Origin of the sequence: Bacillus cereus group sp. RP37, assembly GCF_040459695.1 — a bacterium.
Taxonomy (GTDB): Bacteria; Bacillota; Bacilli; order Bacillales; family Bacillaceae_G; genus Bacillus_A.
The window spans coordinates 580,961-604,024 of sequence record NZ_JARVHP010000001.1 but is presented as its reverse complement, the minus strand read 5'-3'; the positions used below and the strand labels follow the sequence as shown (position 1 = coordinate 604,024).

Below are 23,064 nucleotides of genomic sequence, written 5' to 3'. Positions count from 1 at the left end.
TTTAGTTTCCCCCTACAATTTCTCTCATTTTTTCTTCAATCACATGTATGTCATCACCTTGAAGTGGACGTGGATCAATATCAAAGAATCCTTGTCTTACGCCGTAATCACGTGTATAAATTGCGATTTCCCCTTCGCGTAATGCTGTTACAACGTCTTTTGCTGATTTATTTAACTCTTTCTCATTAATATGAATACGAGCTCTAAAGATCGCTCTTCCCGCTTCATCTTGAACGATCGTTACATGTACGCCGTTTAATTCTTTTAGCGACATAAGTACTTGTAACAACTCTTTTTCTTGCTGGCTCTTATCTTCTTTTACTCCGTACTCATCAAGAGCTTGAAGTAAACCAAATGTTGTTTCTTTCCCAACCTTCATACTTCTGCCGATGCAATGTAACTGCACTTTCAGCCATTCAATATATTTTCGTTTACCGCCAACAATACCCGAAGTAGGCCCTTCAATCGCCTTTGAACCGCTATAAATGGCAAGGTCTGCATACTTCACATATTTTTGAATATCTTCTTCAGCTGCCGCATCGACGATAAGTGGGATGTTATTTCGCTGCGCAACTTCCCAAGCTTCTTCAACAGAAATCATATTTTTTTGCACGGCATGATGAGACTTCACATAAAGAATCGCTGCTGTATTTTCACCAATTGCATCTTCAATATGCTCTGCTTTCCCTTCATTTGCGTAGCCAACTTCTACAAGTTTACCGCCACCTAAATAAATCATCGTTTCAACAGGAGCACCATACTGAACGTTATGACCTTTTAACATAATCACTTCGTTTTTCGCGATGACCTCTTGATGAAGTCTTTCACTTTTACGGCGATTTCCTTCTGTAACGATACCAGCGATAGAAAGCGCAATTCCGCTTGATGCTGAGTTCACAACGACCGCTGCTTCTGAATCTAGAATTCTCGCAATATGGTCTCCTGCTTTATCTACTAAATCTGCAATTTCCACATAATTTTGTCCACCATGTTTCATCGCATCCATAACTGTATCTGTCGGAGCGGATACACCTAAAATACTCATTCTACCGCTCGCGTTAATCACTCTTTTTAATCCGTACTTAGCATTCAATGAATGACCCATTGATTACAACCCCTTTCGTATCAATTCTTCTTTCAGCAATGCGCTGATCCCCTTCTGAATCGATTAACGTAACCTTCTCATCTTTCACCGTAAATAAAGTTAAGTTTGCAATATCTCCTTCTTGAATGCGGCCAAGCTCTGGTTTTTTTAGCCACTCTGCCGCATTTTTCGTCACCGCATCAATCACTTCTTCTAGCGGATAACCTAAGTAAAGGAATTTCGAAAGAACGTGAGCCATACTATACACTGGACCGTGTATACGATTCTTCCGGTAAATATCTGTACTAATTGTATGAAAGGCAATATCGTGACGCTTTGCCGCTTCTGCTACTTTAAAAGAAAAACTAGCATTACCGTGACCAACATCTAAATGTACGCCGCGATTCACTGCATCTAGTAACACAGGTAGCGGTTTGCCTTCTTCATCAAATAAATTATTTTCTTTCCCATTTAAATAATGTGTAATGACATCATCTTTTTCTAAAAGAGGTACAACTTCCTCTATGCGAGGAGGCGCTGAACCGATATGTACCATAATCGGTAATGATGTTTCACGGGATAAAGAGCGTGCAACATGAAGTGGTTCAATTCCACTATCACAAACGACACTCTTACTCATTCTCGCTTTTAACCCAACGATTACATCTTTATACTTTTCTACTGCTTCTATTACTTTCTCTTTATCTATCCATTCCATATTGGATAATTCATCAATTCGTTTCAAACCGATGCGAGAAATATTTAAAAAGGCAAATAAATTCGTTTTCGCCTGTTCTCTACTTTTTACTAAATCTGCAATGCGATCAGCTCCGCAGCTACCTGCATCAACAATTGTCGTTACCCCTTGCTTAACGCCAATTTCATCCACCTCATCGCCATACGGATCAAACTCTGGAAAAGCATGAACGTGTAAATCAATCCAGCCACTCGATACGTACGTACCTGAGTAATCAAGAACCTTTCCAGCCTCACCAGCACCAGCTTTCGTCACCTGTGCGATTTTATTATTTTCAATTACAATGTCAATCTCTTCCCCGTTCACACGTTTCACATTACGTAGTACGAATCGTTCTGTCATTGTACTTCCACCCTTTTCTATAAGAAGCCATAAGAATACGCTTACATTAAAGTTTCATTTTATATATCTTTTTCACACGTTTAGCGTAACACAAAAAAAGGGAGAAGTAAATATAACGTTATAATGTTTAAAAGTGAAATAAAAGATACTCCTCAAAATGCTGATAATATAGGAAATTATATCAACGATTTTTCGAATATATCTATCATAACTTACAATATATCAACGATTTTGCAATTATATCTATCATAACTCAAAATATATCAACGATTCGACAAGGAATATCGATTTACCGACAAAAAACGCCAATCCCTTTCTTATATACGAAAAGGCTGCTCCAAAACAGAACAACCCCTTTTCCTATTCCTGAACCGTCACAATAACCCCATCCATATTATTCCCCGAAATTTCATACTGCTTATTCACCGGAACATTCACTTTCCTATTCCCAGAAACTTTATAATAAGAAACCGTATATTTCTTACCTTCCACATCGGTTGTAATTTCTTTTTTCTCTTTTAAGAAATCTAAATATTCTTCTAGTGTGAAATTCTTTTTTTGCATAATCGCACTATGGGGTAAGCCGACATAACGGATATGCCATGGCTCATATTGAATGCCTGTAATATTGCTTTTATTTTTCGGATAACGTAATACAAAGCCGTGCTTCCATACGTTTTCTTCAATCCATTTTCCTTCAGGCGCTTTCTCCATTTTCTTTTGCGTAGAACCAACGTCGAGTGATAACCCTAAATTATGCTCACTGTATCCTGCTGGGAGTGCATAATCAGATCCCATGTCTTTATATAATTTACTTTGCTCTTGAAAATCTCGATACCCGCTATTCATTAAGAAATGTTGTACGCCATCTTTTCCAGCCGCATCGACAACGTTCAAAAACTTTTTTACAATATCCTTTGATAAACGCAGATTTCTATCAAATATTACATAACCTCTTACTAATTCACTGTTGTGATTTACATTTATAATGTCAGACCTAATACTATCTTTTTTTACTGGGTAATCTTTATTAACTAATAATAGATCCCCTTTATAAATTTGTTCTTTTGTAATCTCTATCTTTTCCATATTTGCAGTCTTTCCTGCACTATTTTCTCCGCCAATTTTCACATCAATTTCCTTTTGAAATAACGGTGATATATAAACGCCCACACAGATTGTGCATGCTATAAAAAGAGAAATAAATACCCACTTTTTCATTTCTAGTTCCTCCTTAACGTAACTTACGTATAGAATAGAAAAAACTATTAAAATAAAAAGTGGGATAAAGTTTAAATTTTTATTAAATTGTTACATTCTCGTCTTTTGGCAATCGCACTTCAAATATTGTTCTAACTACATTACTTTCAGCCGAAATCTTCCCATCATGCTGTTCAACAATATTTTTCGCAATAAATAGCCCAAGACCTGTACCACCTTGCTGCTCTGATCTTGCCTTATCACCTGTATAAAACATATCAAATAGATACGGTAAATCTTCTTCTGGAATGCTATCTCCGTAATTAATAACTTGTACGACAACTTCTTCATTATCGATATACCCATTCATATCAACAAATTGCCCATCATATCCGTATCGAACGGCATTTGTTAACAAGTTTTCAAATACTCTGGCTAACAATTTTCCATCACCGTTAATCGGTAAATGCGGATCAACATTCAACCTTGCTTCTAAATGATGTTTCTCTAATAACGGATATAATTCCTCATCTAACTGTATGAGCAGCTCACTTATATCAATTGGCTTTTTATTTAGTTGTAACATGCCATAGTTCATACGTGTAATTTCAAATAATTCATCAATTAAGCTTTCAAGCCTTTGCGATTTCGTAAAAGCAATCGTGGAAAAGTGTTTAATTTGTTCCTTCGTCAAATTCTCATCTTTAAGAATTAGGTCTAAATAACCTAAAACAGATGTTAACGGCGTTCTTAAATCGTGAGCTAAGTTAACAATAAGCTGGTCCTTACTACTTTCCGCAAAGTCTCCTCGTTCCACTGCTTCCTTTAATTTCTCACTTGCTACATTCATTTCGCTTGCGATATATCCAAACTCATCATTTGATGAAACGCGCACTTGATTTGTAAAATCTCCGTTCGCCAAATGATGAATTCCGTTTGAAATCTCATCAAAATATTTTAAATACGGCCTAGTAAGGAAGAAGAAAAACATAATGGACAGAGGGATGAAAATAATTAAAAAGAAATTAACATCCCCAATTTGTCTTACCATGGAACGAAATTGAGCTAACGGATCCTCATAACGAACGACTAATTTATAATAAATCCGTAATCCTTCATAAATGAAATACGTTATGCCAGCAGCTAATATCATACTTAACGCAAATAGCATAACCATCTTCGAGCGAAAACTTCTCATCTTTTTAGCCATTGAAAGTATACCCTACTCCCCACACTGTTTTTATTAACTTATCCTTCCTTTTATCTTCCCCAAGCTTTTTCCGCAACGTACGAATATGTACCATAACTGTATTTCCGCCTTCAAAATAATCATCCGCCCACACTTGCTGAAAAATATTTTCCACATTGTACACTTTCTTCGGATGGCTCGCTAATAAATATAAAATATCAAACTCTTTTGGCGTTAATTCAATTTTCTCATCGTACACATCTACCGTTCGGCGCTCAGGATCAATCACAACTCCGCCTATGGCTAAAGCAGATTTGCTCTCCGCTACTTTCGGTTGATTTAACGTAAGAAACCTACGTAATTGTGCATTTACACGTGCAACTAATTCAATCGGTGTAAAAGGTTTCGTCATATAATCATCTGCACCCAATACTAAACCTGTCACCTTATCAAAATCAGACGTTTTCGCACTTAAGAAAATGATTGGCATATGGTGCTTCGCACGAATTTGACGCGTCACTTCATAGCCATCCATTTTTGGCATCATAATATCTAAAACAACTAAGTCGATTGGCTGCGTTTCAATAATATGAATTGCCTCTTCTCCATCAGCTGCTTTCACAACGTGGTAACCTTCTTTTTCTAAATGTATCTCAATTAAATCAGCAATTTCTGCCTCATCATCCGCTATTAAAATTGAAATGCGCTTCATTTTACTCCCCCTTTTTTTCATTCCATTTTTATACGCTCGATTGTAAACTAGTCTTGCCAATTTGTACAATACAAAAAGGCTACTCGTTAGAGCAACCTTAGTAAATAGAATTATATCAGCTATTTTCCAAATATATCGACTTACCGAAAAAATCCTCAAGTTATTTGCGGGCAGCCTAATGAAACTTCCATTTATCGCGCAAAAACAATACGCTGCTTCGTAATTTCTGCTAGTCTCCCGCGATCTACCTCATACTCAGCATCAACACTTTGCGGTACAATCACTTTCCCGCCCTCAAGCGTCACTTCCGGTGAAATAATATCCTTCTCCCAATGTCGACTAGAAGCAGATATATCGCCAGGTATCGTAAAATTCGGCAATGAAGCAAGCGCAACATTTTGTGCTCGTGAAATCCCCATCTCCACCATACCCCCGCACCAAACAGGGATATTATGTTCCATGCAGTAATTATGAATTTGAATAGATTCTGTTAATCCGCCCACTCGCCCCGGCTTAATATTGACGATTTGGCAACTGCCAAGTGTAATCGCAACGCGTGCATCTTCTAAACTATGGATGCTTTCGTCTAAGCAAATTGGCGTTTCCATTTTCTTTTGCAACTCTGCATGATCAAGAAAATCGTAATCCGCTAACGGTTGCTCGATCATCATTAATTGAAATTCATCTAATCGTTTCAACTTCTCTACATCAGCTAATGTATACGCTGAATTTGCATCAGCCATTAACGGGATGCTTGGAAACTCTTTACGAATTTCTTTCAATAATTCGTAATCATGCTCTGGCTTTATTTTCACTTTAAAACGCTCGTATCCTTCTTCCGCGTACTTCTCGATTTGTTTTAGCATAACCGGAATTGTATTAATCCCTATCACAACGCCGACTTCAATTTCAGGCCTAGTTCCGCCGAGCAATGTCGCAAGTGAGCTCTTTTCACGCTTCGCATATAAATCCCAAACAGCCCCTTCAATTCCGGCCTTTGCCATTCGGTTTCTTTTTATATGCTGAAACAAACTCGGCATTTCATTCGGATGAGAAATTTCAGCCTTTAATAAATCAGGTAATAAAAAATCCTGAAGTACATGCAGTGCTGTCTTCACTGTTTCTTCCGTATACCACGGTTCAGAAAATGCAACGACTTCGCCAAATCCAATGTATCCGTCTGTATCTTCTAATTCAATGACGATACTCTCACGCTTTTCATAAGTTCCGTAGCTTGCAGCAAACGGGATTACAAGTGGCATTTCCGTTATATGAAGTGTCGCTTTTTTTATCTTCACCTACATCTCCTCCACTAATTGTCTTAACTCTCGTCTTAACAATTTTTTCGAAGCATTTCGTGGTAATTCCTCTAAGAAACACGCTTTTTTCGGCACTTTATATTTCGCTAATTTCTCCTCACAAAAGTGAAGAATTTCTTCTTCTGTTACCTCTCCATTTTTCACAACAAAAGCAGCTGGCACTTGTCCCCATTTATCATCAGCCATACCGACAACACCGGCTTCTGCTACCATCGGATGAGAAAGCAACACTTCTTCAATTTGAGCCGGATATATATTCTCTCCGCCAGAAATAATTAAATCACTGCGGCGATCTAATACGTATAAAAATCCTTCTTCGTCTAAATAACCGAGGTCGCCAGTATGAAGCCATCCGTTTTGAATCGTCTCCCGCGTTGCATCTTCACGGTTAAAGTAACCGCCTGTTACGTTTGGTCCTTTTACTACGATTTCGCCTTCCGTATGCGGCGTAACTACGACGCCATCTTTTTCAATACGAAGTTGGCACTGAAATAATGGTTTTCCAGCTGATCCTACTTTCGTTAACATGTAATCTGCAGATAACGTACAAATTTGGGATGATGTTTCTGTCATACCGTACGTTTGATACACAGGAATTCCTTTATCTACACACGTTTCTAATAACGGTTTCGGCGCTGGTCCTCCGCCAAGTAACATGCATCGTAAAGAAGAGGGATATGTTCCTTCTCCAAGTCTCTCTAATAAATCAGTTAACATTTTTGATACGACAGAAATAATCGTAACGCCTCTCGTTTGAAGTGCTTTATGAATAAAGTCCGCATCATATTTTGGAACGAGTAAAATGCTCATTCCGTACATAATGTTTTTCATTAAAAGAGAAAGACCGCCAACGTGGAACATCGGCATACAAGCTAACCAGCAATCATCATCACGAAGTCCTAAATTAAGCGAAGAACCAACCGCGCTTGCCCAGTGATTGCCGTACGTTAAAATAACGCCTTTCGGTTTCCCTGTCGTACCTGACGTATAAATAATTGTCATCGCTTCTTCTAAAGAGAATTCTTCTTGTATAGATGCTTCCGCCTTCGGTCCATTCATCACTTCAGCAAATGAATAGACAGGAACAGCATTAGCATCAAAATCTCGATCCGTCACTAAACAAATAACTTCAGCATCATCCATTTGCCAAAGTAGCTCTTCTCTTGAAAGACGCGTATTTAAAAGTACAGCTACTGCCCCTACGTAAGATAGGGCATGAATAACTGTAATCATCTCCATACCATTTTTCATCAGAACAGCCACCTTTTGCCCACGCTTCACTCCAACATGTGAAAGGTGCTCACAAACAGATACTACTTTTCCATGCAGCTCCATAAAAGTAACTTTCTCTTCCTCTATTTCAATTGCAGTGCGATCTGGTGTTAAAAATGCACGTTGCATTAACCAATTTGGCATCGTCTCCATCATCCATTCTCCTTTCATGAAAGAAAGAGACTTGATATGACATCAAGTCTCTTAGTTGTTTTGTTTCCGGTTGATCTCATCTAGCTACGCCTCCTAGCCCCTTCCGTCTAAGAACCTTCCGCACGAGAAAGTAAAAAACACTTTCTGTGCGAAAGACCCTTAGCCAACGGGGCTAAGCAGTCGGCTTCGCTTTTAAAACATCTAGCTACAGCAGCTAGAATGTTCGGTGGCTTCACTTCTTCCTACGAGGCAAAAAACGCCTCTTTGTCAGAAGCTCCATCCCCCTCACATTCTAAACGAGCCGCTTCCGCTTTTGGTTTCATCCAGCTACAGCGGCTAGAACAGTCGGTCGTTTCACGCCTTCCTACGAGGCAAAAAGCGCCTCTACGTCAGGAGTTCCAACGCCCTCTTGTTCTAAGCGATCCGCTTCCGCTTTTGGTTTGATCACGGGAAACGAGGGAATTGACCGAAGTCCGGACTGCGTTTTTCTTTGAACGCGTCGCGACCTTCTTTTGCTTCGTCAGTTGTGTAGTACAATAACGTTGCATCTCCAGCTAGTTGTTGAATACCAGCTAGACCGTCTGTGTCTGCGTTGAATGCAGCTTTTAGGAAACGAAGTGCCATTGGGCTGTTTGCTAAGATTTCTTGTGCCCATTGTACTGTTTCTGCTTCAAGCTCTTCTAATGGTACTACTGTGTTTACTAAGCCCATATCAAGCGCTTCTTGTGCATTATATTGACGGCATAGGTACCAAATTTCGCGAGCTTTCTTATGACCTACCATACGAGCTAGGTAACCAGCTCCGTATCCACCGTCAAAGCTTCCTACTTTAGGACCTGTTTGTCCGAATACAGCGTTGTCTGCAGCGATTGTTAAGTCACATACGATATGAAGTACGTGTCCTCCACCAATTGCATAACCTGCTACCATTGCGATAACTGGTTTAGGAATTGCGCGAATTAGACGTTGTAAGTCTAACACGTTTAGACGTGGGATTTGGTCCTCACCTACATATCCACCATGACCGCGAACTTTTTGGTCGCCGCCAGAACAGAATGCACGTCCACCTTCACCTGTTAAAATGATAACGCCAACATTTGCATCATCACGAGCGTGTGCAAATGCATTGATTAACTCCATTACCGTTTTTGGACGGAATGCGTTATGTACTTCAGGGCGGTTAATCGAAATCTTTGCGATACCATTGTATGTTGAATAAATAATATCTTCGTAATTGCCTTCTGTTACCCATTCAATAGCCATTACTATTACCTCCTTATATATTTCTGATCTCCTCTATAAGTGTAACTTCCTTCTTAGATGAAAAAAGCATCACTGCATAGTTTTTAGAAATCCCTTTACTATTGTATCAAACTTTTCCGGTTGTTCCACATGAATTGCATGGCCAGCACCATCAATTTTGACAAATTTCGCGTCAGAGACGCATTTTTCAATGTTTTTTAATATACGAAAGAACTTTTCATCATGCTCTCCATTCATTAGAAGAACAGGCATTTTTAAGTTTTGCAGCTCGTTCCACCATGAAGGCTGAGCCCCTGTTCCCATGCCGCGCAAGCTATTTGCAAGCCCTTTTGGATTGTTAGCAAGTCGCTCTTTTCGCACCGCTTCTTGTAGGTTTGGTGCTAAATTTTTTTGCGTTTCAAACAGCGGAATATTTTCCCACATAGATACAAAACTTTTGATGCCTTCTCGCTCAATTTTATGAGCAAGTCGCTCATCTTTTTCACGACGTTCTTCCCGCTCATCTTCACTTTTGAGCCCAGCTGTACAATTTTCTAATAAAAGAGAATGCACATATTCTGGATATAGGCATGCCATCGTAATCGCCAATCTACCGCCCATTGAATAGCCGAGTATGTGCGCTTTTTCAATATGAAGGTAATCTAGCAGTTCTTTCATTTGCAATGACACATTTCGAATATCATAATGCGTCACATCTTCAGGACTTTCCGTTTTTCCGTGCCCAACAATGTCTACTAAAATGACTTGAAACTGCTCGCTCCAAGAAAGAACGAAGGAACGCCACGTTTCCATACTCCCCGTAAAACCATGAAGAAGTAGAAGTGGTTCCCCGCTTCCGACTACTTCATATTCATACGATACACCTTGCAGCGTTACGTTCATTTTGATTCACCTTGCAAAGATATAGTAATTACGTCCTGCGTTTTTGCCCATAATTTACGGTGCAATGTTAAGTTTTCATCACGGTTCGTACAAATTTCTACAACATGTAAACCTTCCGCCCTTGTTCCTTTTTGTACCTCTTCTCGGAATTGCTCCCAACCATTTACACGGCTAAATGAACCACCGTACATTTTAACAACATGCTCATAATCAAGACCAATCGGTGTTCCAAATAACGATTCGAAATGTTCCTTTTTCTCATACTGTGGTAAGAATGAGAAAATACCGCCACCGTCATTATTTACAACGACAATTGTTATATTTAATTCATGTAATTTTGCGGCTAATAATCCGTTTAAATCGTGATAAAATGATAAATCACCGATCACTAATACGAGCGGTTCACAAATAATGCTCGCTCCTAAAGCTGTCGAAATGATTCCGTCAATCCCATTTACACCACGGTTTGCCATCACTTGAATATTTTTATCCGATGTGAAGAAGAATGAATCTGTATCACGAATTGGCATACTATTACTTGCAAATAACGTTGCCCCTTCTGGTAATACGCGGACAATATCCGTAATAACTTTCCCTTCAAATGCCGTTTCATATGTTTCCATCTCACGAAGCGTTTCCTTCGTTTTTTCGTTTATATGTTTCCACATTCCGAACCAATCATTCTTTTTCATAACTGGCATTTTTTCTATTAGTGCACTGCAAAATGCAATATCACTTGCTTGGACAACTTCTGTCGCAACAAGAGCTGGGTCTCTCCATTGCCCAGATTCATCAACAACGATATGAACGGCTTTTGTTTGTTTTTTGATGAACTGCGTTAATGCTTTCGAAACAGGCATACCGCCAAAGCGAATCATAACTTCTGGCTTCCACGTTTCCTTTAACAGCTCATTTCGTAAAAATGTATCGTAACAGTCGATTACCATCGTTTTATCGTGGTGTCCACTACGAATATTAGAAAGTGGGTCCGCTAATATTGGATATCCCGTTTTTTCAGCTAATTCTGCCGCAAACGCTGCGATTTCCGAATGGCTATCATCTCCACAAATAATAAGCCCCTTTTCCATATGTGAAAGGCGCCCTACAAGAGAATCTACATATTCACTCGGCATCATCACGTTCCCTTGCTGAACTACTCCTGTATATTCCCCGCGTCCTTTATCCCATAAACTTTCTAATGAGAAGTCCGGGATAAGCGGTTCGCGAACTGGAAAATTAAGATGCACAGGTCCTTGCGGTGCTAAACAAGCACCTGCTATCATGCGCTGCGTCGTCATGCGAGCGTAATGATACATCGCTTCACTCGCTTCTGGGAGTGCCATCTCTGTAAATTGCTTCACAAACGTACCGTATAAATTGAATTGATTCATCGCTTGTGGTGCACCGACATCTCTTAATTCATGCGGTCTATCTGCCGTTAAGACGATAAGCGGCACTCGTGAATGAAAAGCTTCACATACAGCTGGATAATAATTCGCTGCTGCCGTTCCTGACGTACATAATAATGCAACAGGACGTTTTTTCGCTTTTGCGATACCGAGTGCAAAAAATCCTGCTGATCTTTCATCTACATGTAAATATGTGTTCATTCCTTCATGTTGTTCCATTAGTAGAGCTATCGGCGTTGACCGTGAGCCTGGACTAATGACAACATCACATACATTTAGACGCGTCAGTTCATCCACGAACGCGCCTAAATAATATGATAATGCTTCTATATGATTGTTCATTTCATTAATTCCTCCAAAGCACCAAGCATCGGTCTAAACTTCAAACTTGTTTCTTCATATTCAAGTTGCGGTACTGAATCAATTACAATCCCGCAACCGGCAAATAAGGATGCTTTCTCGCCATTTAATAACCCGCAGCGAAGTGCAACCGCGAATTCACCATTTCCTTCATCATCTATCCAGCCAATCGGTGCACCATATAATCCTCTGTCTAACAATTCAACATCACGAATCAGTTTCATCGCTTCCAAACGAGGTGTCCCGCCAAGAGCTGGTGTTGGATGTAATTCTTTTACCATTGTTAAAAGACTCGCATCGCCTTTTGCCTCTACAGGCGTATATAAATGAATTAAATTTTTCGTTGTTAATAAGCCCGGACTTTCCGGAATATTAACGGATTCGCAGTGCTCATTTAATACGGACCTGATCATGTTCACAACATAACCGTGTTCAGCTAAATTCTTTTCATCATGAAGAAGCGCATTACTATTTTGTTTACTTTCTTCTATAGATTGACCATGACCAGTTGAACCAGCAAGACACATCGAAGTAAACTTCTCATCTTCTTTGCGAATTAATCTCTCTGGCGTCGCTCCTAAGAAGCATGCTCCTTTATAATCAAAAGAAAATACGTAACAATCCGGTTGTCCAATGCGAAGCGCTTCTAAAACAAGAGCAGAATCAATAGGATGATTCATCTCTACTTTTAGCTCCCTCGCTAATACAACCTTCTGTACGTTCCCCTGCTTCATCTCATTTTGCACTTTCTCAATGGCCTTCATCCAGCCTTTCGGATCCACTTCTACTTTAGAAGTAACTGTTAATTTCGATCCTTCTAGTGCACATTTACTCTCCTCAAAAATTTTCTCTTCTAAAGAAACAATTTCGTTATAAAGAGTTTCTGCACAATCTGTTGCTGAAACGAATGTATTCATTGTTAACCATGCTTTTTCATTTTTTACAGTTAATAAAAATGCCGGTAGTGAAAATGTCGTATCATCAAATTCTTTCCATAAGTCCGTTTTCTCTTTTTCTTGGTCAAATGAAAAGCCACCAAATAAAAGAGGACCTGTTCCAAATTCGTATCTTTCTCTTTGTACAAATGCCTTCTCTTTTACTTTATCCCACTCGTCACGAGCAGTTTGAAAGCGTTTGTGAGAAGAAGTTGCTATAGTGAAAACAGAGCCAATTCCAGCAAATATTACATGCTGAGCTGGGTCTGCAAAATAACATCTATTTTCGAATGCAATCCTTTTTCCTGCTGCATAAAACAGAAGCGGATCCATCCAGTCTATTTGTTTAACAAAGCTCACTAATATTTTTTCATCAGTTGCACGCTTAATGGCCGCACTCAAAACTTCTTGCAAGCCTATTTGTTTCGTTTGAATCACAATTGTCTCCCCCCTATGGGCGAAAAATAGTCATAATTACGCTTGATTTTAAGATACACCTCAAACGAAAGGCCTGTCAACGTTTAGCATTTCTGAGAAATTCACCTTCTCTTCCTAGAAAATAAACGTTGACACTAAATGATGCTTTTTCTACACTTAGTTGTGTACAATATGTGACCAAAGGAGGAATCAACATGGAAATGAACGTCGAAACGAATTCCTCTCCTACGGCGCCAAAGCCAAGTAAACAAACAGGCTGGCGCATTTGGTGGAGTTTACTACGTCCCCATACATTAACAGCAGCTTTCGTTCCTGTTTTCATCGGAACAGCCTATGCGATGCAGGTCGGAGGTATAAATCAAATACATCTCCCTCTTTTCCTTATAATGCTTCTTGCTTGTCTTCTCATTCAAGCAGCAACAAACATGTTTAATGAATACTTTGATTATAAAAGAGGACTCGATCACGAAGGTTCAGTTGGTATCGGCGGCGCTATCGTTCGCGATGGCATTCAGCCAAAAACAGTGCTTAACTTAGCATTTGGATTTTTCGGCATCGCAATACTATTAGGTGTTTATATTTGTATGAATTCTAGCTGGTGGCTTGCTGCAATCGGTCTTGTTTGTATGGCCGTTGCTTACCTTTATACAGGCGGCCCACTTCCAATTGCATATACACCATTCGGAGAGTTAACAGCCGGATTATTTATGGGTGTCATTATTATCGGGATTTCATTCTTTATTCAAACTGGAACTGTAACATCAGAAGTCATTTTACTATCTATTCCAAGCTCCATTTTAATTGGTGCCATTTTACTAGCCAATAATATTCGTGACTTAGATGGCGATAAAGAAAACGGTCGTAAAACGTTAGCAATTCTCGTTGGACGTGAAAGAGCAGTTGGTGTACTTGCTTCTATGTTTATCGTTTCCTACATTTGGACAATCGCTTTAATTATCGTTAACATCGCATCACCATGGATGCTTATCGTATTTTTGAGCGCACCGAAAGCATTTAAAGCGACGAAAGGCTTTATCGGCAAAAGTATTCCAATGGAAATGGTACCTGCGATGATTGCAACAGCAAAAACAAATACAATCTTCGGTCTCCTCATGGGAATCGGATTATTACTTGGATATTTCCTATAGAAAGGAGCTGCTTATGCAGCTCTTTTTTCATATACCAATTTCAACTCATAATTCCTACTCTCGACGCTCATACTATGTAAAGAAACTGAATTGTAGGAAGGTGGACGACTATGTTAACTCCACAACAAATAAATCAATTTAAATCCGTTTTAGAAAAACAAAAACAAGAACTAGAGCAAACGATACAAACACATGAAAATGAAGATCGTGCATCTGAACGTGATTCCGTTGGAGAATTATCTAGCTACGATAACCATCCAGCTGATATGGCAACAGAGCTATATGAACGTGAAAAAGACTTCGGACTTATTGAACTTTGGCATAAACAGCTAGAGGATACGAAACACGCCCTACAAAAAATAGAAGCGGGTACGTACGGCATTTGCGAAGTGTCTGGTGAAGAAATTCCATTTGAAAGATTGGAAGCAATGCCGACTGCTACAACATGCATACAGCACACGACAAGTAAATTAAATATGAATACACGCCCAGTCGAAGAAGAAGTGTTGTCTCCTTCTTTCCACAAACACGATGAAGACCATTCTGTTGAGTACGATGCAGAAGATGCTTGGCAAGATGTCGCAAATTACGGAACATCTGAAACACCGTCTGATTTAGAAAGACAAGATTCCAAAAACTATAATGGCATGTACGTAAATAGCGAGGAAAATGTAGGCTACGTAGAGGACTTCGAAAACTTTATCGGTACAGATATGTATGGAAAAAATCCGCAAGTTTTCGCTACGGAAGAGCATGAAGAATATGAACAAATGCTTGATGACTTTGAAGAGCGTACCTTTAAGGGCGAATTATCTTCAAATGAATCTAGTTCCAAAGAATAAAAAAAAGCATTCCGAAAATCGGAATGCTTTTTATCGCTAGCTAATTAGTTTTTTGTAACGTTAGCTGCTTGTGGTCCGCGGTTTCCTTCAACGATTTCGAAAGAAACTTCTTGACCTTCTTCTAAAGTTTTGAAGCCGTCGCCTTGGATAGCTGAGAAATGTACGAATACGTCTTCTCCGCCTTCAACTTCGATGAAGCCAAAACCTTTTTCGCCGTTAAACCATTTAACTTTACCTGTTTGCATGTCATGTACCTCCTAAATAAAAATGAAACTATGAATCCACATGAAAAGGTGGATATAAAGGACATGAATGTATAACAAGCTTACAGCCTTTAATACAACGTGCTTTATTTCCGTACCACATTATGTAGCTCAATAGTGCTTTCACTATATCATGCTATATTGAAAACGTCAAATGAGAACACTTTCATCTCATCATTTTTTTATAATTTTAATATAATGTTGAATTTCCATATTCATATTTTATCTCGCTATTTGCAGACAGTAAAAGCCCAATTGGTGAGGGCAGATAATCAGTGCGGGATGGCCCCCACTGATTAAAGTTCCACTTAATTTGAAAATTAACAAAACTAAAGTATTCTAATCCTATTAAATTCTGTACAATATAAGTATCTATTACATACGAGGTGATAAGAATGAAGGCACATGAAATCGAATATAAGTTATACGGCGACGATATGCAGTTCGTTGAAATTGAATTAGATCCAGAAGAAAGCGTGATTGCAGAAGCGGGCGCAATGATGATGATGGAAGATTACATCGAAATGGAAACAATCTTCGGTGATGGTTCTGGCCCATCTGGAGGTTTATTCGGAAAATTAATGGGCGCTGGTAAACGTCTCGTTACAGGTGAAAGCATGTTTATGACTGTATTTACGAATACAGGTCACGGCAAGCGCCACGTATCATTTGCTGCTCCTTATCCTGGTAAAATTGTTCCTGTAGATTTAACAGAATATCAAGGGAAAGTAGTTTGCCAAAAAGATGCGTTTCTTTGTGCAGCAAAAGGTGTTTCTATCGGAATCGAGTTTACAAAAAAAATCGGAACTGGTTTCTTTGGTGGTGAAGGTTTCATCATGCAGAAACTCGAAGGTGATGGACTTGCTTTCATGCATGCAGGCGGAACTGTATATAAGCGTGAATTAAAACCTGGCGAAAAGCTTCGCATCGATACAGGTTGTCTCGTTGCAATGACAAAAGACGTTAACTACGATGTCGAGTTCGTTGGAAAAGTAAAAACAGCTCTATTTGGCGGAGAAGGTTTATTCTTCGCAACGTTAGAAGGACCTGGAACAGTTTGGATCCAATCCTTAACACTTAGCCGCTTAGCAGCACGCCTGACAAGCCCAGCAGCTCAGGGTACTGGTGAAGGCAGCGTTTTAGGTGGCCTTGGCCGTTTATTAGATGGAAAAGAGTAAACAGTGCCCTTATGGGGCGCTGTTTTATTTTGTTATTATTCGTCGATAAGTCGATATCATTTCATCCACTGCTTTAGTTAAGCGATACAAACTATTTCCCCCATCCAAACGAATGAATCAAGTCCCTCACTGCATATATTAAACTATACCTTTTCTTAAGGAGGGCTTCCTTAATGCGTACTCCTCTATCCTTTGATAAAGATACTGCCATATTGTTAGCTTCTTGTTGTGAGTTAACGTATGAACAATATAAACAAAATGGGATTTTCGAAATACCAGATGGTTTTCAATATGTACAAGGCTTTCAAGGAAAAACCATTCAAACGACAGATTGGTTTGGATTCATACTAGAATCTGAGGATACTATTATCGTAGCTTTTCGCGGGACACAAACAGATACCGAATGGATTATCGATTCACTCGTCAATCAAAAACCATATCCATATGCTTTAAATAGCGGAAATGTCCATAACGGCTTTCTTTCTATTTATGAATCTTGCCGAGATTCTATTATGGATATGCTCGTATCATTACCAGCCCATAAAAAACTTCTTGCAACAGGTCATAGCTTAGGCGGCGCGCTCGCTACACTACATATACTAGATGCGCGTATCAACACCGCCTTCGCACAGTACGGTCTTTATACATTTGCCTCTCCGAAAGTGGGGGATATTGCATTTCGTAATTATTATAAACTGCAAGTAGCTAGTAGCTTTCGCTTCGTTAATTTATTTGATGTCGTTCCTCTTCTCCCTCCGCGTAATGTCCATTTTAATGAACAAGACTGGGAATATGCACACGTTCATCACAATATGACTTTTACAAAAAACACAAAATCCATTACAAATAATCATGCCATGACAACATACAAAACATGTCTGACTTCTCATTTTTAACCAGTAAACAATTGGAAATTATTTTTTTGCATACTATAATGATATATGAATTTACTTTTGGATGAGGGGACCTTACATGCTAAAATTTATCTTTGCACTTTTTCTCATTGTAATTTTTTCGTTTACAGGTTTCTTTACATTTTCATACTTTGCGACAGGAGAATATGGTGGCACAGGTATCATATACACCGCCATCCCATTTCTTTCTTAAGCAAAAAAAGAAAACCGAGCTTAATGAAATTAAGCTCGGTTTTTTAAGCGATTATATTCCTCTTTTAAAAGTGAATACACTTTAGCATCCCTATATGTATTATTCATTTTTACACTTTGTCTCAATGTACCTTCCTATACACCCCACTTCAACTTAATAAAGAAAAGCCCCTTCAAAAGGGACTTTTACTTAATACTGTGTAACCGCATTACCAATACCCCAAATCTCATTACTATACTGCAAAATCGTTCGATCGCTCGCAAAATGACCAGATTGTGCAATATTTAAAATCGACATTTCTAGCCACTTCGTTCGGTTTTCATAAGCTCTACCAACAGCTTCTTGCCTTTCCGCATATGGACCAAAATCTCGCAGAACGAAATATTCATCATTTTGAATAACGAGAGAATCATAAATTGCTTCAAATTCAGCTCCCGACTGTGCAAAGAAACCATTCGTCAGTTGATCTACTACTTTCTTAATATGCATATTGTGGTGATAATAATCACTTGCACGATATCCACCATTTTGATAGTAATGAAGAACCTCTTCCGCTGTTAAGCCAAAAATGAAACAGTTATCATCACCGACCCGGTCTTTTATTTCAACGTTAGCACCGTCTAACGTTCCGATTGTAATCGCACCATTCATCATAAATTTCATGTTACCCGTTCCCGATGCTTCTTTACTCGCAGTTGAAATTTGCTCACTAACATCCGCTGCTGGGAATATATCTTCCGCTAAAGAAACTCGGTAGTTTTCTAGAAAGATAACTTTCATATATTGACTCACATACGGATCATTATTCACTTTCCTTGCAAGCTCATTTATTAATTTAATAATTTTTTTCGCATAGTAATAGCCAGGTGATGCTTTCGCTCCAAAGATAAAAGTACGCGGATAAAATGTAAAACTAGCATCCTCTTTCAGACGATTATACAAATATAAAATATGAAGAACATTCAATAATTGTCGTTTGTAAGCATGCAGTCTTTTTACTTGCACATCAAAAATAGAATTTGGATCAATTGTAATCCCCATTTTATTATGAATACGCTCTGCTAAAATCTCTTTACGCTCTTGTTTTACCTCTGCAAATTTCTCATGGAAACTCGCATCATATTGGACTGTTTGCAGCGCTTGAAGCTTAATCGGTTCTTTCTTCCACTCTGTTCCAATTGCCTCTGAAATCAGGTTCGTCAGCTGCGGATTTGCCTTCATTAACCAGCGTCTATGAGCGATTCCATTCGTTTTATTATTAAACTTATCTGGATAAAATTCATAGAACAATCGCATTTCACGCTGCTTTAAGATTTCCGTATGAATTTTTGCTACACCGTTTACGCTATGGCTACCGACAATTGCTAAATGAGCCATTTTCACAAGATCATGCGCAATAATCGCCATCTCTTCAATGCGATGCCATTCATACGGATAACGTTCCCAAAGTTCATGACAGAAACGTTCATTAATCTCTTCAATAATCATATAAATTCTCGGTAATAACGGTTTAAAAATGTGAACTGGCCACTTTTCAAGCGCTTCTGATAACGTCGTATGATTCGTGTAAGAAATCGTTTGCGTCGTTATGTGCCAAGCTTCTTCCCATGCTAGTTTTTCTTCATCTAATAAAATACGCATCAGTTCTGGAATCGCCAAAACTGGATGTGTATCATTAATATGAATCGCAATTTTCTCATGTAATTGACGAAGGTCACCATATCTTTCTCTATGCATACGAACGATATTTTGCAGACTTGCTGATACGAGGAAATACTGTTGTTTCAAACGAAGTATTTTCCCCTCATCATGCGTATCATCTGGATATAAAAACTCCGATACCGCCTCTGTTTCACGCTTATATTTCAAAATATCTTTGCAATTTTGCGGGAAAGGAACTGGTTCAGCATTCCAAAGTCTAAGTGTATTTACAGTACTCGTCTCATACCCTACTACTGGAACGTCATATGGTACTGCCATAATTACTTCTGCGTTCGTATGCCTGAACTCTAAACGTCCATCAATGTATAGCGGTTCAACATTGCCGAAATAACTTACTTCTACAGCTTGATCATGCCTTCTTACTTCCCATACGTTTTCATGAAGGAGCCACTGTTCTGGAAATTCAACTTGATAACCATCCACAATTTTTTGATCAAATAAGCCGTGTTTGTAACGAATTCCACAGCCATGACCTGGTAAGTTTAAAGAGGCAAGTGAATCAAGGAAACAAGCTGCTAATCGTCCAAGTCCACCATTTCCAAGACCTGCATCTGCTTCCACTTCTTCTAATTCTTGCAACGAAATACCAAGCTCAGAAAGTCCTTGCTCACAGACATCCCTGATGCCTAAATTTAATATATTACTTCCAAGCAAACGCCCAAGTAAAAACTCAATGGATAAGTAATACATTTGCTTTTGCTCTCCAGACCGATAACTTTCGTTCGTTGCAATCCATTGACTATTCATATACTCACGTACCATGTACCCAAGCGTATTGTATTGATCACGAGTTGTAGAGTCTTTAAAACTTTTACCATACATCGTCTCTAACTTTTCTAGAAAAGCTGATTTAAAACTTTCAACATGAGTAAACATTTCTTCACCACCTACATGTTATTCCATGAGACTTTTATACAATTTCTTATAGGCAAGAGCTGATTTCTCCCAGCTGTAATCTTCAGTCATCGCTTGTTTTACAAGCTGCTCCCATACCGGTTTATCATGATAAAATTCAATTGCACGACGAACCGTGTGCAACATGTCATGTGCATTAAAGTTCGTGAAACTGAAACCATTTCCTTCTCCAGTTTCTTCGTCATAAGATTGTACAGTATCATTTAATCCACCTGTCTCTCTTACAATCGGAATTGTACCGTACGCTAATGCGATAAGTTGTCCAAGTCCACATGGTTCAAATAGTGATGGCATTAAGAATAAATCACTTCCCGCATACACTTGATGAGCTAATTCTTCATTAAATCCGATATACACTTTTACCTTCTCAGGATACTCATATGCCATCCACTCAAAGAATTGTTCATATTCAGAGTCACCTGATCCTAAAATAATACATTGTACATCTTCCTCCATTATTTCGCGGAATACAGTACGTACTAAATCAAGACCTTTTTGCTTCGTTAATCTCGTTACCATTGAAATAATCGGTGTATCTTCTTTTTCTGGCAAACCAAAATAACGCTGCAATGCGCGTTTATTTTCATTTTTTTCATATAATGAATCTGCATCGTACTGAGCAGTAATATATGAATCCGTTTCTGGATTATATACGCTCGTATCAATTCCATTTACAATGCCGCTAAGCTTACCGTTATATTTTCGTAACAACCCATCTAACTTCTCACCGAAAAACTCATATTGAATTTCTTCTTTGTATGTCGGGCTAACCGCTGTAATTTGATCAGAAGCGATAATGCCACCCTTCATAAAGTTCACATTTCCATAAAACTCTAACTGCTCACTATGAAAATATTCATCACCAAGTTCTAACAAGTCGTACATCACTTCAGGAGGAAATACACCTTGGAACTGCAAGTTATGAATCGTATACACCGTTTTAATATGCTCATATAATGGGTTATCTTGATACTTTTCACGCAGTAAGAAGTTAACCATAGCGGTATGCCAATCGTGGCTATGAAGAACATCCACTTCGAAATCAAGATGCGGAATACACTCTAAAACTGCTTTCGAAAAATAAGAAAAACGCTCTCCATCATCATAATGACCATATAGAGAATCCCTCTTAAAATAATATTCATTATCTATTAAGTAATACGTAATCCCATCCTGCTCACCTTTTAAAATTCCACAATATTGATTTCTCCACCCAAGCGGGACGTTAATTACTTTATGTAGCGTACATCCATCCCTTAATTTTTTTGGAATAAGACTATAATTTGGGAGTATAATGCGAACTTCCACACCTAATTTTTTCAGCTCTTTTGGGAGCGCACCTGCTACATCAGCTAATCCTCCCGATTTAACAAATGGTACACATTCTGATACTGCAAATAAAATATTCACTTGTTGTCCCACTGCACGAAAAGCTTATACTACTTCCCTTGCAGCTTCCTCCCTTCGAGTTTTCATTTAAATTATAACTTTAATCAGTGGAGGAAAAACCCCCACTGATTTCTTAAGAATAACTATTAATTGTACTGTTTTGAACGCTTCCTTTTTCGACAACGTATGGTTCATCGGCGTTTCCTTTTAGTACGACACCATCACCAATTTTCACGTCTTTATCAATAATAACACCGTCTATTATACAGTTATCTCCAATTTGGCTCTTTTGCATAATAATGCTATTACGAACAATTGAACCTTTTCCAATTTTAACAGAACGGGAGACAACACTATTTTCTACTTCGCCTTCGATAATACTACCGTTTGCAATCATTGTATTTTTCACGGCTGCACCCTTTAAGTAACGCGTTGGTGGTTCATCTTTTACTTTCGTAAAGATCGGTGCTTCTTTCTTAAATACTTGCTTCCAAATAGCAGGCTGCAAAATTTCTAAACTATGCTTATAGTAACTTTCAATCGAATCAATAATAGCTACATATCCTGTATGCTCATACGTAGCAATATGCAGTGATTTTCCGCGCTTTTCTCTCACTACATCAAATAAACTGTATTGCTCCACATCTTTATATGCTTCAAATAAATCTAATAATAATTGCTTCTTTAACACGTATGTTTGAAGCGAAACCCCTTCATGACAAACTTCCGTAATGTCAGCTGCCGTATGTATATGTCGCTCTAACACCCCTTGAAAATTTAATGCTGTTACGAGATGGCTATTCGTAATAACAACGTATTCTTCTCTGGCTCTTAGAAAATAATCAATATGTCTTCTAAAATGTGCAAAGGATCCAAATTCATCTTGGTCACATTGGCAGTTTGGCGGGAATAAAAACAGTCCGTCTCTTTTTCTATCTAAATCCCACTGTTTGCCTGAACCAACGTGGTCCATTAGTGAACGGTTTTTATGGCTTGTAAAAACTGCCACACTATGAATATTAGAATTCACCATATTTGAAAGCATGAAATCAATGAGTCGATAACGGCCCCCAAACGGTAACGCCGCTAGTGAACGATGCCCTGTTACTTTCTTTAAGGAAGGAAAACTTCCCGTTGCATTAATAATTCCTAACATTTTTTCTCCCATTCATTTCATCCCCCTTT

General features: G+C 38.6%; 20 protein-coding genes and 1 pseudogene. 5 read left to right on the top strand and 16 right to left on the bottom strand.

The window, feature by feature from the left end; translation table 11 throughout:
* Position 1 precedes the first annotated feature (1 nt).
* From QCI44_RS03125 to QCI44_RS03075, 11 genes are all read right to left on the bottom strand, one after another.
* Positions 2-1,105: a DgaE family pyridoxal phosphate-dependent ammonia lyase gene (locus QCI44_RS03125; RefSeq protein ID WP_098986376.1), complete on the bottom strand. Its 1,104-nt coding sequence runs from the start codon at positions 1,103-1,105 to the stop codon at positions 2-4.
* Complete coding sequence (locus QCI44_RS03120) at positions 1,083-2,183, bottom strand: amidohydrolase/deacetylase family metallohydrolase (protein ID WP_016085782.1); 1,101 nt, start codon at positions 2,181-2,183, stop codon at positions 1,083-1,085. Before QCI44_RS03120 ends, QCI44_RS03125 begins: the two co-directional genes overlap by 23 nt.
* Positions 2,184-2,543: 360 nt before the next feature.
* Positions 2,544-3,404, bottom strand: coding sequence for a D-Ala-D-Ala carboxypeptidase VanY (locus tag QCI44_RS03115; protein ID WP_016085781.1), 861 nt, complete (start codon positions 3,402-3,404; stop codon positions 2,544-2,546).
* Between the two features lie 82 nt (positions 3,405-3,486).
* On the bottom strand, positions 3,487-4,593 hold the full coding sequence (locus QCI44_RS03110; RefSeq protein ID WP_098561221.1) for a sensor histidine kinase: 1,107 nt from the start codon (positions 4,591-4,593) through the stop codon (positions 3,487-3,489).
* The gene (locus QCI44_RS03105) at positions 4,586-5,284 is read right to left on the bottom strand and encodes a response regulator transcription factor (protein ID WP_016085779.1); all 699 of its coding nucleotides are present in this window, start codon (positions 5,282-5,284) and stop codon (positions 4,586-4,588) included. The genes QCI44_RS03110 and QCI44_RS03105 overlap by 8 nt, the downstream gene beginning before the upstream one ends.
* A gap of 191 nt (positions 5,285-5,475) precedes the next feature.
* A complete protein-coding gene (gene menC, locus QCI44_RS03100; protein WP_088084465.1) occupies positions 5,476-6,582 on the bottom strand; it encodes an o-succinylbenzoate synthase in 1,107 nt (368 codons plus the stop codon).
* Entirely contained in the window at positions 6,583-8,028 is a 1,446-nt protein-coding gene (locus tag QCI44_RS03095) for an o-succinylbenzoate--CoA ligase (protein WP_016135554.1), read from the bottom strand.
* A 444-nt stretch (positions 8,029-8,472) separates the two neighbouring features.
* Positions 8,473-9,291, bottom strand: coding sequence for a 1,4-dihydroxy-2-naphthoyl-CoA synthase (menB, locus tag QCI44_RS03090; protein WP_016085776.1), 819 nt, complete (start codon positions 9,289-9,291; stop codon positions 8,473-8,475).
* A gap of 69 nt (positions 9,292-9,360) precedes the next feature.
* Complete coding sequence (gene menH, locus QCI44_RS03085) at positions 9,361-10,173, bottom strand: 2-succinyl-6-hydroxy-2,4-cyclohexadiene-1-carboxylate synthase (protein WP_016085775.1); 813 nt, start codon at positions 10,171-10,173, stop codon at positions 9,361-9,363.
* Positions 10,170-11,924 (bottom strand): 2-succinyl-5-enolpyruvyl-6-hydroxy-3-cyclohexene-1-carboxylic-acid synthase, encoded by a 1,755-nt coding sequence (gene menD / locus QCI44_RS03080; protein WP_088084467.1) that lies wholly within the window; start codon positions 11,922-11,924, stop codon positions 10,170-10,172. Before menD ends, menH begins: the two co-directional genes overlap by 4 nt.
* A complete protein-coding gene (locus QCI44_RS03075; RefSeq protein WP_353810996.1) occupies positions 11,921-13,315 on the bottom strand; it encodes an isochorismate synthase in 1,395 nt (464 codons plus the stop codon). The genes menD and QCI44_RS03075 overlap by 4 nt, the downstream gene beginning before the upstream one ends.
* Before the next feature lie 194 nt (positions 13,316-13,509).
* Between QCI44_RS03075 and QCI44_RS03070 the strand changes: the two genes are divergently transcribed.
* Together QCI44_RS03070 and QCI44_RS03065 are read left to right on the top strand one after the other, a co-directional pair.
* The gene (locus tag QCI44_RS03070) at positions 13,510-14,463 is read left to right on the top strand and encodes a 1,4-dihydroxy-2-naphthoate polyprenyltransferase (protein WP_016085772.1); all 954 of its coding nucleotides are present in this window, start codon (positions 13,510-13,512) and stop codon (positions 14,461-14,463) included.
* A 110-nt stretch (positions 14,464-14,573) separates the two neighbouring features.
* Positions 14,574-15,305 (top strand): yteA family sporulation protein, encoded by a 732-nt coding sequence (locus QCI44_RS03065; RefSeq protein WP_000957370.1) that lies wholly within the window; start codon positions 14,574-14,576, stop codon positions 15,303-15,305.
* Between the two features lie 44 nt (positions 15,306-15,349).
* Here QCI44_RS03065 and cspD read toward each other — a convergent pair whose 3' ends face one another.
* Complete coding sequence (cspD, locus tag QCI44_RS03060; RefSeq protein ID WP_001193052.1) at positions 15,350-15,550, bottom strand: cold-shock protein CspD; 201 nt, start codon at positions 15,548-15,550, stop codon at positions 15,350-15,352.
* 413 nt (positions 15,551-15,963) lie between these two features.
* Here cspD and QCI44_RS03055 point away from each other — a divergent pair, with 413 nt between their 5' ends.
* From QCI44_RS03055 to QCI44_RS03045, 3 genes are all read left to right on the top strand, one after another.
* Positions 15,964-16,746 carry a TIGR00266 family protein gene (locus QCI44_RS03055; protein WP_016085770.1) on the top strand — a complete coding sequence of 261 codons (783 nt, stop codon included), beginning with the start codon at positions 15,964-15,966 and terminating at the stop codon, positions 16,744-16,746.
* Between the two features lie 173 nt (positions 16,747-16,919).
* On the top strand, positions 16,920-17,642 hold the full coding sequence (locus tag QCI44_RS03050) for a lipase family protein (RefSeq protein ID WP_016085769.1): 723 nt from the start codon (positions 16,920-16,922) through the stop codon (positions 17,640-17,642).
* Positions 17,643-17,718: 76 nt separating this feature from the next.
* Positions 17,719-17,853 carry a hypothetical protein gene (locus QCI44_RS03045; protein WP_080117823.1) on the top strand — a complete coding sequence of 45 codons (135 nt, stop codon included), beginning with the start codon at positions 17,719-17,721 and terminating at the stop codon, positions 17,851-17,853.
* Positions 17,854-17,882: 29 nt separating this feature from the next.
* Here QCI44_RS03045 and QCI44_RS03040 read toward each other — a convergent pair.
* From QCI44_RS03040 to glgD, 4 genes and pseudogenes are all read right to left on the bottom strand, one after another.
* Positions 17,883-17,987: pseudogene (locus QCI44_RS03040) on the bottom strand (GNAT family N-acetyltransferase); the annotation flags it as partial.
* Positions 17,988-18,042: 55 nt separating this feature from the next.
* On the bottom strand, positions 18,043-20,451 hold the full coding sequence (glgP, locus tag QCI44_RS03035; protein ID WP_098986368.1) for a glycogen phosphorylase: 2,409 nt from the start codon (positions 20,449-20,451) through the stop codon (positions 18,043-18,045).
* A gap of 18 nt (positions 20,452-20,469) precedes the next feature.
* Positions 20,470-21,900 carry a glycogen synthase GlgA gene (gene glgA, locus QCI44_RS03030; RefSeq protein WP_016135559.1) on the bottom strand — a complete coding sequence of 477 codons (1,431 nt, stop codon included), beginning with the start codon at positions 21,898-21,900 and terminating at the stop codon, positions 20,470-20,472.
* A 112-nt stretch (positions 21,901-22,012) separates the two neighbouring features.
* Positions 22,013-23,047: a glucose-1-phosphate adenylyltransferase subunit GlgD gene (glgD, locus tag QCI44_RS03025; RefSeq protein ID WP_016085765.1), complete on the bottom strand. Its 1,035-nt coding sequence runs from the start codon at positions 23,045-23,047 to the stop codon at positions 22,013-22,015.
* Positions 23,048-23,064 lie beyond the last annotated feature (17 nt).

Bases quoted from the DNA above. Each gene is read 5' to 3' on its own strand.
- QCI44_RS03125 (WP_098986376.1), bottom strand. From the start codon at position 1,105: ATGGGTCATTCATTGAATGCTAAGTACGGATTAAAAAGAGTGATTAAC.
- QCI44_RS03120 (WP_016085782.1), bottom strand. From the start codon at position 2,183: ATGACAGAACGATTCGTACTACGTAATGTGAAACGTGTGAACGGGGAA.
- QCI44_RS03115 (WP_016085781.1), bottom strand. From the start codon at position 3,404: ATGAAAAAGTGGGTATTTATTTCTCTTTTTATAGCATGCACAATCTGT.
- QCI44_RS03110 (WP_098561221.1), bottom strand. From the start codon at position 4,593: ATGGCTAAAAAGATGAGAAGTTTTCGCTCGAAGATGGTTATGCTATTT.
- QCI44_RS03105 (WP_016085779.1), bottom strand. From the start codon at position 5,284: ATGAAGCGCATTTCAATTTTAATAGCGGATGATGAGGCAGAAATTGCT.
- QCI44_RS03095 (WP_016135554.1), bottom strand. From the start codon at position 8,028: ATGGAGACGATGCCAAATTGGTTAATGCAACGTGCATTTTTAACACCA.
- menB (WP_016085776.1), bottom strand. From the start codon at position 9,291: ATGGCTATTGAATGGGTAACAGAAGGCAATTACGAAGATATTATTTAT.
- menH (WP_016085775.1), bottom strand. From the start codon at position 10,173: ATGAACGTAACGCTGCAAGGTGTATCGTATGAATATGAAGTAGTCGGA.
- menD (WP_088084467.1), bottom strand. From the start codon at position 11,924: ATGAACAATCATATAGAAGCATTATCATATTATTTAGGCGCGTTCGTG.
- QCI44_RS03070 (WP_016085772.1), top strand. From the start codon at position 13,510: ATGGAAATGAACGTCGAAACGAATTCCTCTCCTACGGCGCCAAAGCCA.
- QCI44_RS03065 (WP_000957370.1), top strand. From the start codon at position 14,574: ATGTTAACTCCACAACAAATAAATCAATTTAAATCCGTTTTAGAAAAA.
- cspD (WP_001193052.1), bottom strand. From the start codon at position 15,550: ATGCAAACAGGTAAAGTTAAATGGTTTAACGGCGAAAAAGGTTTTGGC.
- QCI44_RS03055 (WP_016085770.1), top strand. From the start codon at position 15,964: ATGAAGGCACATGAAATCGAATATAAGTTATACGGCGACGATATGCAG.
- QCI44_RS03050 (WP_016085769.1), top strand. From the start codon at position 16,920: ATGCGTACTCCTCTATCCTTTGATAAAGATACTGCCATATTGTTAGCT.
- QCI44_RS03045 (WP_080117823.1), top strand. From the start codon at position 17,719: ATGCTAAAATTTATCTTTGCACTTTTTCTCATTGTAATTTTTTCGTTT.
- glgP (WP_098986368.1), bottom strand. From the start codon at position 20,451: ATGTTTACTCATGTTGAAAGTTTTAAATCAGCTTTTCTAGAAAAGTTA.
- glgD (WP_016085765.1), bottom strand. From the start codon at position 23,047: ATGGGAGAAAAAATGTTAGGAATTATTAATGCAACGGGAAGTTTTCCT.